We start from the raw sequence: 12,489 nt of genomic DNA on the forward strand, positions 1-12,489 counted from the left end.
TGGTTCGACAGCGAATATCTGCCCGATCCGCTGCTGTGGCCCGCCCGTCCCGGGACGCCCACGCCGACCGCGGTGGGCGCCGCGACCTGTCTGGAATCGGACATGCTCAGCTGGCGCCGCATCCCGTTGCCGCGCCCGGCCGAACCCGGGGATCTGATCGTCTACCCGAATACCGCCGGATATCAGATGGACTCGAACGAATCCGCGTTCCACGAACTGCCCATCCCACCGAAGGTGGTGCTGCACGACGCACCGGGCGGTCGCTTCCGCTGGACCCTGGACGCCGGCTGAACGGCCGGCCGTCCGTCCGACCGATATCAGCCCTATCGCCCGAGGAGATCCCATGCCGCTGGTCACCCGTGTAACCGACCTGATCGGCCGCACCCCGCTGTTCGAACTGGCGACTACCGCAACCGGCACCCGGCTATTACTCAAACTGGAACAGTTCAATCCGACCGGGGCGGCAAAGATCCGCATGGCCCGGGAAATGGTGGACGATGCCGAAGACCGGGGTTTGCTGAAGGATGGCGGACATATCATCGAATCGACATCCGGTAACACCGGGCTCGGCCTGGCGGTGGTAGCCGCCGAACGCGGTTATCGTTTCACCGCGGTGGTCGATCACCACGCGAGTAAGGACAAACTGCGCGCGATGCAAGCGATGGGTGCGGAACTCGTATTCGTCGCCGACGAGGGCGACGACAGCCTGGCCACCTCGGCGCGGGAGGACCACGCCGAGGCCATGGCGGCGGCGAGTTCGAACGCCTATTTCACCGAACAGCACAACAACGACGCCAATGCCCGCGGCTACTACGCGGTGGCCGAGGAATTGCTGGACGACGTGGACACCGTGGATATCCTGCTGTCCGCGGTCGGCACCGGTGGATCGCTGTTCGGCACCGCGACCCGACTACACCAACTCGGCTGTTATCCGCGGGTGATCGGTGTGGAGCCGGTCGGCTCCATCGCCTTCGGCGGATCGGGCGGGCCGTACTGGCAGTCCGGTACCGGAACTCCGCCCGGCGCGACCATCGGCACCGCCGTCGACTACTCGCTACTCGACGAGGGCGTGAAGGTCTCCGACCGCGCGGCCTTCGCCACCGCGCGCGCCCTCGCGCGGGAACTGGGCCTGATGATCGGCGGTTCCGCGGGCGGTTCGGTGCATGCGGCGCTGACCCGGCTCGAGGAATTCCCACCCGGTTCCACCGTGGTCACCATCGTCTGCGACGGCGGGGAGAAATACCTCGACACGGTCTTCGACGACGAATGGATGGCCGTCCGCGACCTGCTCGACTCCGAAACCGAACGAGAGGTGCGCGAGATCCTCACCCGTTACGCCCCCGCGGACCGGCGACACCCATCCCGAGGCGCAATGGTGCGAGCGCGGTGATCGGGGCATTCGCTCGTCCCCGTGGCGACGGCCGCCGCCTGGCCGCCCTGGCCGCCCCGATCGCCGCCACCCAACTCGCCCAGATCGCGGTGTCCACCACCAATATCGCCCTGATGGGCACCCTCGGCGTGCGGCAGGTCGCCGCCGGCGGACTGGCACTGGTGCTGTTCAACCAGATCCGCACCATGTGCGTCGGGTTGATCACCGCCAGCGGCAATCAGGTCGCCTCCGTGGTGAGCGCCGCCGAGAAACGCGGCGTCGACGCCGACGACGAGGTCCGCGAGGTGATGCGGTCCAGTTTCCTGATCGCCACCGCGGCCGGTCTGCTCGGCGGGCTGGTCCTCATCGGCCTCGGCTGGGCGCTGCCCTGGCTCGGCCAGGACGCCGGGGTGCTCGCCGAGGCCCGACCGCTGATGGTCGCGCTGGCGCCGGGACTGCTGCCGTGCCTGTGGTTCCAGGCGCTGCGTCAGTACACCGTCGGAATGCAGCGGCCACAGGCGCTGCTGACGGTGACGCTCGGCTCCATCGCGTTGAACCTGGGGCTGGCTTTGGCCTTCGTTCATGGCTGGGCGGGCCTGCCCGCGCTCGGACTCACCGGAATCGGTGTGGCGACCTCCCTGGTCTTCCTCATCACCTTCGGGGTGCTGTGGGCCATGGTCCACCACGATGCCGACCTCGGCCGCACTCTCTCGATCCGGCCTTGGCCGGTCCGGACGGCGACGGTCCGGACCGAATTGCGCCTCGGCACCCCGATTGCCCTCACCTATGGTTCCGAGGCGGGTATGTTCTCGGTCCTGGCACTGGCCATGGGCACCCTGGGACCGGCCGCGTTGGCGGCACACAATGTGGTCTACCAGGTGATCTACATCGTCTTCCAGGTCGCGATCGGTATCTCCCAGGGCGCTTCCATCCTGGTCAGCCATGCCGTGGCCCGCGACGAGACCGACCACGCCCGCGCCCTGGCCCGGTTGGCCCTGCGGTATGCGGGAGTAGTCGCGGCGGTGACCGGGCTGGTGTACGTGGTGGCGCCGGACACCGTGCTCCGCCCGTTCCTGGACCCGTCCGACACCGCGACCGCGGATATCGCGCGCGTCCTGCTGCTGATCGGGATCGTGCTGCAGTTCTTCGACGCCGCGCAGAACATCGGCACCGGCCTGCTGCGCGGGCTGAAGGCGACCGACGCGGGCTTCCGGCTGTCGCTGATCGGATACTGGCTGGTCGGTCTGCCGAGCGCGCTCGTTCTGGCGTTCCCGGTGGGTCTGGGCGCGGGCGGGGTCTGGTGGGGTCTGACTGCGGGTCTGGCGGCCACCGCGGTCCTCATGCTTCGCCGCTATTTCACCCTGCTCGCCGAGCGGGACCGGGCGACCGTCGCGCGTCCCCGGGAGGCCATCGACACCTCGCGCTGAGTCCTTCTTCGACGCCTTCGACGCCTTCGACGCACACGCGCCGAGCTGACCGGCCTGCGGTCCGCGGCGGTATTCGGCCTGGGCGACTCCGCCTACGACCACACCTTCAACCGCGGCGGCGAGACAGCGGCCGAGAAGCCGAGCGCGCTCGGCGCCGTCCAGGTGGGCGAACACGCCCGCCACAATGCCTCGACCGAGGTGAAGCCCACCGCCAGGGCGCGCGAATGGGTCCGGACGCTACCGCTGCCCACCGAGGCGCTCGCCACCGCCCGAGTGCGGACCCCCTCCGCCATGACCCGGACCGGTCCGGCCGCCATACCACCGAACACACCGGCCGGCAAGGGATTCGGTGTCCCGACCCGCCCGCCGACCCGGGACCCCGCTCGGATACCGAAGTTCCATGGCGCCGTGGATGGGAACTTCCTCGAGACGGCGTCATGGGCGCGATCTAGACTGGCCAACGGTGCCGCACAGTCCGTCGCGCACGCCCGACCAGGAGGGGACGATATGGCAGCCGGAATCAGCTCCACGGACCAGCACAACCCGTCGACCGACCATCCCGAACTGGATGTGCTGCCCGAATGGCCGCAGGACACGATCGCTGTCCTGGTGACCACCGATCCGGCGCCCCATGCCATTCCGGTGTCCTGGCCGGTACGCGCCGGTGACCGCCGGATCTTCATCAGCCTCAAATTCGATCGCGGCTCTCTGGCCCGACTACGCGAACGCCCGCAGGTGGCCCTGCTCATCCTCGGCGGCGGCAATGTCGCGCTCTGCGCGCGCGGCTCCGCCAAGGTGATCGCGGAGGAGATGCCGGAGGCCGCGGACTATGTGGCGGTCCGTATCGACGTCGACGTGATCGACGACCACCGGCAGTCCGCCTTCGCCGTCGCGCAGGGCATCCAGCGCACCGTACTCGACCCGAGCGAACTCCACGCGCTGGAGGGCCGGGTGGCGACCCTGCGGTCCTGGGCGGAGGACGAGAAGAACTGAACGAGGCGGCCGTAGCGCGCCGCCGGGAAGGAGAACCTTGAGCGTCACACTTGCCAAAGGCGGCAATGTCTCGCTGTCCAAACAGGCCCCCCATCTCACCAAGGTCGCGGTGGGCCTGGGCTGGGACGTGCGCACCACCACCGGCGCCGACTACGACCTGGACGCCAGTGCCCTGGCCACCGGCCCGAACCTGAAGGTGCTCACCGACCGGCATTTCGTCTTCTACAACAACCTCCGCTCCCCCGAGGGCACCATCGAACACACCGGCGACAACCTCACCGGCGAAGGCGAAGGCGACGACGAGGTGATCAAGGTCGACCTGGCGAATACGCCGGCGACGATCACCAATATCTTCTTCCCCGTCTCCATCCACGAAGCCGACGTCCGCGGCCAGAACTTCGGCCAGATCCGCAATGCGTTCATCCGGGTCGTGGACCTCAACACCAATACCGAACTGGCCCGCTACGACCTCAGCGAGGACGCGTCCACGGAAACGGCGATGGTCTTCGGCGAGCTGTACCGGCACAACAACGAGTGGAAATTCCGCGCCATCGGGCAGGGGTACGCGTCCGGGTTGGCGGGAATCGCCCGCGATTACGGCGTGAACGTCTGATCTCCGTGGTGGGTGGTGCACCTCGCAACGGGTGCACCACCCATCGGTAGGCCGGATGAACGAGGTGAGGCCGACGAGCGCAACAGTGCCGGTCTCCAGGTTTTCACAGCCTGTCCGAACATAGCGTTCACCTCGACGTACTCGTTTCGCGCAGGCGGATGCCCGCCGACGGCTCCGAACCCGCCGCTCACAGCGGCTCAGATTCTGACGGCGAGGACCAGGGCGAAACGGTCGTCGGGGTCGGTCCAGGTGCGTTCCGTGACGAATCCGGCGGCACGCAGTTCGGCGTCCAGCCCGGCCGGGCGGAATTTGGCGGAGATCTCGGTGCGCAACTGCTCCTCGGCGGCGAAATGGACGGTGAGGTCGAGATCGGGCACCGTCACCGTCATCGGTTCGGTCGCGGCCAGACGCATTTCGATCCACTCGTGCTCGTCGTCCCAGATCGCGATATGACGGAACTTCTCCGGGGCGAAATCGGCGCCCAGACGGGTGTTGAGCACGCGCAGGATGTTCCGGTTGAATTCCGCGGTGATGCCGGCCGCGTCGTCATAGGCCGGGATCACTACATCGGGTTCGACGACCAGGCCGGCGCCCAGCAGCAACTGTTCACCGGGTTCCAGGAGATCGTGGATGCCGCCGAGGAATTCCGCGCGTTCCTCGGGCACCAGGTTGCCCAGGGTGCCGCCGAGGAAGGCGATCATCCGCCGGCCGCCCCGGGGCAGGGTGTGCAGGGTGTCGGTGAAATCGCTGACCACGCCGTGCACCGCCAGGCCCGGGAACTCGGCGGCGACCGCGGCGGCGGATTCTTTCAGGGCCGCCGCCGATACATCCTGGGGAATATAGGTCTTCAGCCGGGCTTCGGTGGTGAGAGCGCCCAGCAGCAGGCGGGTTTTGGCGGCGGAACCGGCGCCGAGTTCGACCAGCACCTCCGCCTGCGCGATCCGGGCGATATCGCCGACGACACGTTCCAGCAGAGCACGCTCGGTGCGGGTCGGGTAGTACTCCGGCAGAGCGGTGATCCGTTCGAACAGTTCGCTGCCGCGCGCGTCGTAGAACCATTTCGGTGGCAGCCATTTGGGGTCGTCGGTGAGGCCGCGGCGCGCGTCGGCGCGTAACGCGGCGGTGAGGTCCGCATCGGTCAGGTGGATTTCCACGATCGGTGCGGTCATCGAGCAGCCCTTTCGGTACGGGCGCCGGCGTCGGGCCGGGCGCTGTCGGGGGAATCGAGTGGTTCAACGACCAGCCTGCCCGGTTCGGCGCGGACCACGCTGCGGTCGGGGAGGGACTGCCAACGCGGATCGTCGTCGTAGGGTTCGGAAGCGAGAATCGCGTAGTCGTCGGTGACCAGGGCCCACAGGGTATGGAACCAGGTGGTCGCCCAAAGCGTGTCACCGTCGCCGAGCAGCAGGTTGAGGCCGGAATCGGGGGCGTGCCGGAGCACGGTGGTGACAAGCAGCCGCAGGGCCACCGCGGTCGGATCGGCCGGGATATCGGAAAGACCTGCCGTGGCGGTGGCGGCGACCGGGTCGAGCAGCCGCCGCAACAGCACCCACAGGGCCGCCGAATCGGTGGGGGACTCGGCTTCCAGGAGGTCGAGGGTCTGGAACAGTCGGGTGTGGCCGGACCGGGTGGCGGTGCCGTCGAGATCGGCCAGAACGGCGGTCAACACCGTCCGCCAGTCGGGAACGAGTCCGTTGTGGCTGAACGCCCAGTGCCCGTATGCGAACGGCGCACAGGCGGCGCGTTCCACCGGCATCCCGACCGTGGCCGAACGCACCGCGGCCAGGACCGCGGGCGAAACCAGTTGCGGAAGTACCTCCTCCACGGCCGGATCGGTCCAGATCGGGGTCGGGTTGCGGTATCGGCTCACCGCCGGCTCGCCGCCGTCCACCGCCGGCTCGGCGGTACGCCACCAGGCCACCCCGAAGCCGTCGGCATTGATGGTCCCGCCGCCGCGCATCTGCCGCGGCGCCCAGGATTGGACCCGCAGCGAATACGGCCCGCGAACGAGCAGCTCGCCCACCGGCACCGGCGGGCCCACATAACCGAGATGTCTACACATATCCACTTGCCCCGATGCTGTGTCGAACGTCGATACCACCGACCACTCCCGGGGTCACTCCTCCCCCGGCCGCAGGTCCCGCGCCAGCCGGAATCCGGCGAAGATCTGGCGTCGGATGGGGTGATCCCAGTTGCGAAACGTTCCCCGGCAGGCAACGGGGTCGGTGCCGAACGAGCCCCCACGCAGCACCCGGTAGTCGCCGCCGAAGAAGACTTCCGAATACTCCCGGTACGGGAACGCCCGGAAGCCGGGATACGGGTGGAACCCGGAGGACGTCCATTCCCACACATCTCCGAGCAGCTGATGCACCCCGGCGGGCGTCGCGCCCGCGGGATAGGCGCCGATATCGGCGGGTTCGAGGTGACGCTGGCCGAGATTGGCGGTTTCCGGCCCGGGGTCGGCCTCACCCCATGGATAGCGGCGGGACCGGCCGGTATCCGGGTCGAACCGGGCCGCCTTCTCCCATTCGGCCTCGGTGGGCAGGCGTTTGCCCGCCCAGGTGGCGTAGGCCTGCGCCTCGAACCAGCACACGTGCACCACCGGCTGCCACGGGCGCAACGGGGTTCGCACCCCGAATACCCGCCGCCACCAACGTCCGTCGCCGTCCCGCTCCCAGAACTGCGGTGCCACCAGCCCGGCCTCCACCCGATGCGCCCAGCCGCGCTCCGACCACAGTTCGGGCCGCTCGTAGCCGCCGTCGTCGAGGAAGGCCAGATATTGCTCGTTGGTGACCGGCGCCGCGTCGATGGCGAAGCCGGGCACATGAACCGGATGGGCGGGCCGCTCGTTGTCCAGGGCCCACGGATCGGTGGAGCTGCCCATGACGAATTCACCTCCCGCGACGATCACCTCACCGCCCACCTCGGCCGTCGCGGCGGGGGCGGCGGGGGCGGAGAGCACCGGGGCGCCGGCGCGCAGCTGGTGGGTGGCCAGCATGGTTTCGTCGTGCTGCTGTTCGTGCTGGGCGATCATGCCGAACGCGAAACCGCCGGCCACCAGCGGGGCACCCTGTAACGTGCTGCGCTCCAGGACGTCCCAGACCTTCTCCCGCACGGTCCGCACATAGCCGCGGGCCTGCCCCGGGTTCAGCAACGGCAGGCCGGGCCGGTCGGGTCGGGCGTGTTTGAAGGCGTCGTAGAGCTCGTCGATATCGGCGCGCACCGGTTCCCGGCCGCCGACATCGCGCACCAACCACAGCTCCTCCTGGCTGCCGATATGCGCCAGATCCCAGACCAGAGGGCTCATCAGCCTGGAATGCTGGGCGACGAGCTCGGCCTCGTCCACACAGTCGGTGAGCGCGGCGGTGCGGTTTCTGGCCCGGGTGAGGGCTTCGGCGATGCGCTCGCGCAGCCGCTCGGTACCGGATCGGTCGATACCCGGAAGACGCATGGTCACGATGGTGCTCCGCTCGATCAAGTGCTGTCGGAATGGACGCGGAATGGCTCCTGGGTGGTTTCCGGATCGTCATGTTCGCTCATCGGATTCCTCGTCGCCGGGTGCCGTGCCGGCCCGGCAGCGCCGGATGGCCGCGTGGATACGCGACGCGGTGGCGGGGGTGTGCGCGGCGGCGGCCTCCAGCACGGCCACGGCCGATGCGCGCAGGTCGGGATCGGCGAGCCCGTGGCGGGCGGCGTCGAGCCAGCGTTCGGCCGTCGGCTCGGCGGCCGACACGGCGTCCGCCACCGCGGCCGGGGTGGACATGAGCGCCTCGAACACCTGGACGACGACCGCCCAGCCGTTACCCGGCTGGGCGTCGACATACCGGACCTCCAGATGCCCCGACGCGCGGACCGGCGGGAACAAGGTGGTCAGGTGGTAGTCCAGGTCGTCAGAATCGGGGCGACGGCCGATCTCGTCGTCCAGCGCGCCGGATATCCAGTCGGCGAAGGTGGCGCCCGGCGGCGCGTTCCACTCGCACTCACCCGCTTCGCGGGCCGGAGTGGGGCGGCGCACGCACAGCAGTGGGGCGTCCAGGGCCCAACGGGCATAACCGGCCACCGGGTCGGCCCAGTCCGCCGCGGGGGGTCGGGTGCGGGCGTTGTCGAGCCGTAGCCAGGTGCGCATCCGCTGGGACGCCCAGTTCCCCACGGGCGCGCCGCGCAGGGCGGGCGAACAGGCGAAGGCGGCGAGCAGGGCGGGCCCGACGGTGTAGAGGGCGCGCCAGCGGGCGGTGAGTTCGGCCCGGTCGGCACCGGTGTCGACGCTGACCTGCGTGGCCGCGGTATTGCACATCATGAGCTTGCCGAAGGGGCCGATACCGGCGAAATAGCGTTCCATGGCCCGATAGCGCGGCAGCCGCAGCAGGCGGCGGGGGCGGCGTTCGGGGTCCGCGGCGGCGGTGATCAGGCGAATGGACCGGGCGGCCAGCAGGTCGCGAAGCCGATCGTGGTCGGCGCGCAGCCGCGCGCACAGTTCGGCGGCGGAGGGATAGGGGGCGCTGGAGAGTTCGATCTGCCCACCGGGTTCGACGGTGACCCGACTGCCTCCCGGCAGCGCCAACGCGGGAGAGTCGGGGGTGATGGACCGCGGCGCGTGCGGTCCAAGTGCGTCGGCCAGCACGGTGAGCGGCGGACGCGGGGCGGAAAGGGGCCGGGCCGGCGGCGTTGCGCCGTACGCGCTGAGCCATTCCAGTTCGGCCCCGATGAGCGTCGGGGGGCCCAGTTTGAAGCAGACGCCCCCGGTGTATGCCTCGGCCGCGGCACGTGCCGACAGGTCTCCGTTCACTCGGGTACGGTCGTCCGGTTTCGGGTGTTCGAGCGTGACCGCCATGCCAACCTCCCGTGGGGTGCTCGCGTCTTCGTATCGGGGTTGTCGGGTCGCCGTGATGTGCGTACTGGTGTTCGTCTCTCGGCGGATCCGCCGGCCCGGATACGGGACCGGCAGGCCGGGTGGGCCCTCGTGTCGTTCGAGCGGTGATTCGGTTCGGTCGTTCGGTTGTCGGGGGCCGGATCGGAGACCGGCGTGCAAACCAGCGTAGCGACGGCCACCGACATCCACCGTCCCGGCAGCAAACGCCGAGGCCACATATGGTCGAAGGCATGCTTGATCAACAACGGGTACGCCGCGACACCCCGGGTATCGGCTCGGGCGCGGTCTTCCTCGACAGCGCGGGCTCGTCACTGCCACCCCGAGCGGTCACCGATACCGTGATCGCACATCTGCGCCGAGAGGCGGAGATCGGTGGTTACCGGGCCGCGAACGAACGTTTGGCCGAATTGGCCGCGGTGAAGGACGCCGTCGCCGCCCTGCTCAACACCGTGCCCGAGACCATCGCCCTCAGCGACAGCGCCACCCGCGCCTGGACCGACTTCTTCTACTCGGTTCCGCTGAAGCCGGGCGACCGTATCCTCATCTCGGGCTCCGACTACGCCAGTAACGCCATCGCGGCCCTACAACGTGCCCGGGCGAACGGTGCCGAAGTCGAGCGCATCCCCAGCGACGACACCGGCCAGATCGACCTGGACGCGCTCGCCCGGATGGTCGACGATCGCGTGGCGCTGGTATCGTTGCTGCACGTCCCCACTAACGGCGGGCTGGTGAATCCGGTTGCCGAGGCCACCCGAATCGCCCGCGACGCGGGCGCGCTGGTCCTGCTGGACGCCTGCCAGTCGGCCGGTCAACTCCCGCTCGACATCGCCGAACTCGGCGTCGACGCGCTCTCGGCCACCGGACGCAAATGGCTGCGTGGACCGCGCGGCACCGGCTTCCTGTACGTGCGCCCGGGGCTCGTCTCCGAACTGGAGCCCGGCCGGCTGGATCTGCACAGCGCCCAGTGGACCGCCCCCGAGGACTACCGCCTGGCCGCCGACGCCACCCGTTTCGAGTTCTGGGAGCATGATGTGGCCGCCCGCCTCGGTCTCGGCGCCGCCGTCCGATATCTGCTCGATCTCGGCCCGCACGAGGTATACGCCGCCGTCGCGGCCCGGGCCGAACACTTGCGCGCCGCCCTGGCCGACCTCCCGCGGGTACGACTGCGCGATCTGGGGGTGCACCGCAGCGGCATCGTCTCGTTTACCGTCGACGGTGTCGAACCGGTGGAGGTACGCGACCGGCTCTTCGACCGGGATATCACGGTGACCGTGAGCCACCGCGGGTCCACACTGCTCGATATGGCCGGACGCGGACTGGACGCGGTGGTTCGCGCCTCACCGCACTACTTCGTCGATTTCGAGGAACTCGACCGGTTCGTCGCCGCGGTGGCCGCGCTCTGACCGGCCCTATCCCGACCTGTCCAACGGAAGAGCCGAAGGGAGTTAACAGACTTCGCGTCTGCCTGGATAGTTGAGGGAGGCCGACGAGCGGCCGATTGCTACGGCTGAGGAGCGTGACGTTGAGCAGATTCACCGATGAGATGTATGCGACCGCAAGGGAAACGACCCGGGGCCTGGTGACCGGTGAACCGGATGCCCCGCTCCGGCAGACCTGGGCCGAGATCCATACCATCGCTCGTCGGATCGCGGGTGGCCTGGCCTCCGCCGGAATCGGCCACGGCGACGCGGTCGGGGTGCTGGCCGGTCTGCCGGTCGATATCGCCCCCACCTGCCAGGCGGTATGGATGCGCGGCGCGTCCATCACCATGTTGCATCAGCCGACACCGCGCACCGACCTGGCGGTCTGGGTGCGGGACACCGAAACCGTGCTGACCATGATCGACGCCGGAGCCGTGGTCCTCGGCGCCCCGTTCGAAGCCGCCGAACCCCTGCTGCGAGAACGCGGTATCACCGTGGTCCACGTCGACCGGCTGCGTGAGGGCCCCGACACCGATCCGGTGCCCACCGCGGAAACCGATATCGCACTCCAACAGTTGACCTCCGGTTCCACCGGTTCGCCGAAGGCCGTGCAGATCACCCACGAGAACTTCTTCGTCAACTCCTACGCCATGTTCAACCGGGTCAAATTCCAGCTGGACAGCGACGTGATGGTCAGTTGGCTGCCGCTGTTCCACGATATGGGGATGATCGGATTCCTCAGCGCGCCCATGCAATTCGGCGGCGAGGTGGTGTGTGTGACGCCGATTGACTTCCTGGCCCGGCCGATCCTGTGGGCCGAACTCATCGGCAAATACCGCGGAACGGTCACCGCGGCACCGAATTTCGCCTACGCCCTGCTGGCCCGACGACTGCGCAAGGCCGAACCGGAATCGGTGGACCTGAGCAGTGTCCGCTATATGTGGAACGGCGCCGAACCGGTCGACCCGGCCACCATGGAAGACCTCGCCGCGGCCGGAAAACCTTTCGGCCTCAACCCCTCGGCCCTCACCCCCGTATACGGAATGGCCGAGACCACCCTGGCCGTCTCCATCCCCGACCCGGGCCTCGGCCTGGTACTCGACAGCGTGGACGCCGACCTGCTGGAGGCGATCGGCAAGGCGGTTCCGGTGGACGATGCCGAGGCGGGCAGGCACACGGTGCGCCGGCTGCCCACCCTGGGATATCTCGTCGACGACCTGGAAGGCCGGATAGTCGACGCCGAACGGCAACCGCTGCCCACCCGCTCGGTCGGCGTCATCGAACTCCGCGGCAAGGCCGTCACCTCCGGTTATGTCACCGTGGACGGTTTCCGGCCCGCCCAGGACGCGGACGGCTGGCTCGACACCGGCGATATCGGCTACTTCACCGAAGAGGGCCTGATCGTGGTGTGCGGCCGTGTCAAGGACGTCATCATCATGGGCGGTCGCAATATCTTCCCCACCGATATCGAACGCGCCGCCCTGCGGGTTCGCGGGGTGCGTCCGGGCAATGCCGTGGCGGTCCGGCTGGACGCCGGCAAGAAACGGGAAAGCTTCGCGGTGGTGGTGGAGAGCAACGAGCATCAGGACCCGGGCGAGGTGAAACGCATCGAACACGAGGTCGTGCACGAGGTCTTCGCCGAGGTCGGGGCGCGCCCTCGATCGGTCACCGTGCTCGGGCCCGGTGCCCTGCCCAAGACGTCCTCGGGCAAATTACGCCGTGCCGCGGCGGCAGTGCATCTGCCGCGTGACTGACCACCACCGCGGACGGCGATGCCGAGCACTCCTACAGCGGTC

General features: G+C 69.0%; 11 protein-coding genes and 1 pseudogene. 7 read left to right on the forward strand and 5 right to left on the reverse strand.

What is annotated here, in order from left to right:
* The 3 genes and pseudogenes from ON20_RS21310 to ON20_RS21320 all read left to right on the forward strand — a co-directional run.
* Window positions 1–291: pseudogene (locus tag ON20_RS21310) on the forward strand (Y4yA family PLP-dependent enzyme); the annotation flags it as partial.
* A gap of 52 nt (window positions 292–343) precedes the next feature.
* Window positions 344–1,390, forward strand: coding sequence for a PLP-dependent cysteine synthase family protein (locus ON20_RS21315; protein WP_040838005.1), 1,047 nt, complete (start codon window positions 344–346; stop codon window positions 1,388–1,390).
* Entirely contained in the window at window positions 1,387–2,796 is a 1,410-nt protein-coding gene (locus ON20_RS21320) for an MATE family efflux transporter (RefSeq protein ID WP_051163005.1), read from the forward strand. The genes ON20_RS21315 and ON20_RS21320 overlap by 4 nt, the downstream gene beginning before the upstream one ends.
* 92 nt (window positions 2,797–2,888) lie before the next feature.
* Here the strand turns inward: ON20_RS21320 and ON20_RS38025 are convergent, their stop codons facing one another.
* Entirely contained in the window at window positions 2,889–3,137 is a 249-nt protein-coding gene (locus tag ON20_RS38025) for a hypothetical protein (protein WP_218002582.1), read from the reverse strand.
* Window positions 3,138–3,303: 166 nt separating this feature from the next.
* On the opposite strand from ON20_RS38025, the gene ON20_RS21325 reads away from it, so the two are divergent.
* Together ON20_RS21325 and ON20_RS21330 are read left to right on the forward strand one after the other, a co-directional pair.
* Entirely contained in the window at window positions 3,304–3,789 is a 486-nt protein-coding gene (locus tag ON20_RS21325) for a hypothetical protein (RefSeq protein ID WP_040838133.1), read from the forward strand.
* Between the two features lie 37 nt (window positions 3,790–3,826).
* Window positions 3,827–4,402 (forward strand): TerD family protein, encoded by a 576-nt coding sequence (locus tag ON20_RS21330; RefSeq protein WP_040838006.1) that lies wholly within the window; start codon window positions 3,827–3,829, stop codon window positions 4,400–4,402.
* Between the two features lie 197 nt (window positions 4,403–4,599).
* Here ON20_RS21330 and egtD read toward each other — a convergent pair whose 3' ends face one another.
* The 4 genes from egtD to egtA all read right to left on the reverse strand — a co-directional run bounded on the left by egtD (window position 4,600) and on the right by egtA (window position 9,233).
* Window positions 4,600–5,571 carry an L-histidine N(alpha)-methyltransferase gene (gene egtD, locus ON20_RS21335; RefSeq protein WP_040838007.1) on the reverse strand — a complete coding sequence of 324 codons (972 nt, stop codon included), beginning with the start codon at window positions 5,569–5,571 and terminating at the stop codon, window positions 4,600–4,602.
* Entirely contained in the window at window positions 5,568–6,464 is an 897-nt protein-coding gene (gene egtC, locus ON20_RS21340; protein WP_051163043.1) for an ergothioneine biosynthesis protein EgtC, read from the reverse strand. Before egtC ends, egtD begins: the two co-directional genes overlap by 4 nt.
* Before the next feature lie 54 nt (window positions 6,465–6,518).
* Window positions 6,519–7,853, reverse strand: coding sequence for an ergothioneine biosynthesis protein EgtB (egtB, locus tag ON20_RS21345; RefSeq protein ID WP_040838137.1), 1,335 nt, complete (start codon window positions 7,851–7,853; stop codon window positions 6,519–6,521).
* A gap of 75 nt (window positions 7,854–7,928) precedes the next feature.
* A complete protein-coding gene (gene egtA, locus ON20_RS21350; protein WP_051163045.1) occupies window positions 7,929–9,233 on the reverse strand; it encodes an ergothioneine biosynthesis glutamate--cysteine ligase EgtA in 1,305 nt (434 codons plus the stop codon).
* 269 nt (window positions 9,234–9,502) lie between these two features.
* On the opposite strand from egtA, the gene ON20_RS21355 reads away from it, so the two are divergent.
* Both ON20_RS21355 and ON20_RS21360 read left to right on the forward strand, forming a co-directional pair.
* Window positions 9,503–10,675 carry an aminotransferase class V-fold PLP-dependent enzyme gene (locus ON20_RS21355; protein ID WP_040838141.1) on the forward strand — a complete coding sequence of 391 codons (1,173 nt, stop codon included), beginning with the start codon at window positions 9,503–9,505 and terminating at the stop codon, window positions 10,673–10,675.
* 119 nt (window positions 10,676–10,794) lie between these two features.
* Entirely contained in the window at window positions 10,795–12,447 is a 1,653-nt protein-coding gene (locus ON20_RS21360; RefSeq protein WP_040838143.1) for a fatty acyl-AMP ligase, read from the forward strand.
* The last annotated feature ends 42 nt before the right edge of the window (window positions 12,448–12,489 follow it).

The organism is Nocardia brevicatena NBRC 12119, from assembly GCF_000308495.1.
Classification (GTDB): domain Bacteria; phylum Actinomycetota; class Actinomycetes; order Mycobacteriales; family Mycobacteriaceae; genus Nocardia; species Nocardia brevicatena.

What these genes read in the sequence shown, in the direction of transcription:
- ON20_RS21325 (WP_040838133.1), top strand. Translation starts at nt 3,304, where the DNA reads ATGGCAGCCGGAATCAGCTCCACGGACCAGCACAACCCGTCGACCGAC.
- ON20_RS21315 (WP_040838005.1), top strand. Translation starts at nt 344, where the DNA reads ATGCCGCTGGTCACCCGTGTAACCGACCTGATCGGCCGCACCCCGCTG.
- egtA (WP_051163045.1), bottom strand. Translation starts at nt 9,233, where the DNA reads ATGGCGGTCACGCTCGAACACCCGAAACCGGACGACCGTACCCGAGTG.
- egtB (WP_040838137.1), bottom strand. Translation starts at nt 7,853, where the DNA reads ATGCGTCTTCCGGGTATCGACCGATCCGGTACCGAGCGGCTGCGCGAG.
- egtD (WP_040838007.1), bottom strand. Translation starts at nt 5,571, where the DNA reads ATGACCGCACCGATCGTGGAAATCCACCTGACCGATGCGGACCTCACC.
- ON20_RS21355 (WP_040838141.1), top strand. Translation starts at nt 9,503, where the DNA reads ATGCTTGATCAACAACGGGTACGCCGCGACACCCCGGGTATCGGCTCG.
- egtC (WP_051163043.1), bottom strand. Translation starts at nt 6,464, where the DNA reads ATGTGTAGACATCTCGGTTATGTGGGCCCGCCGGTGCCGGTGGGCGAG.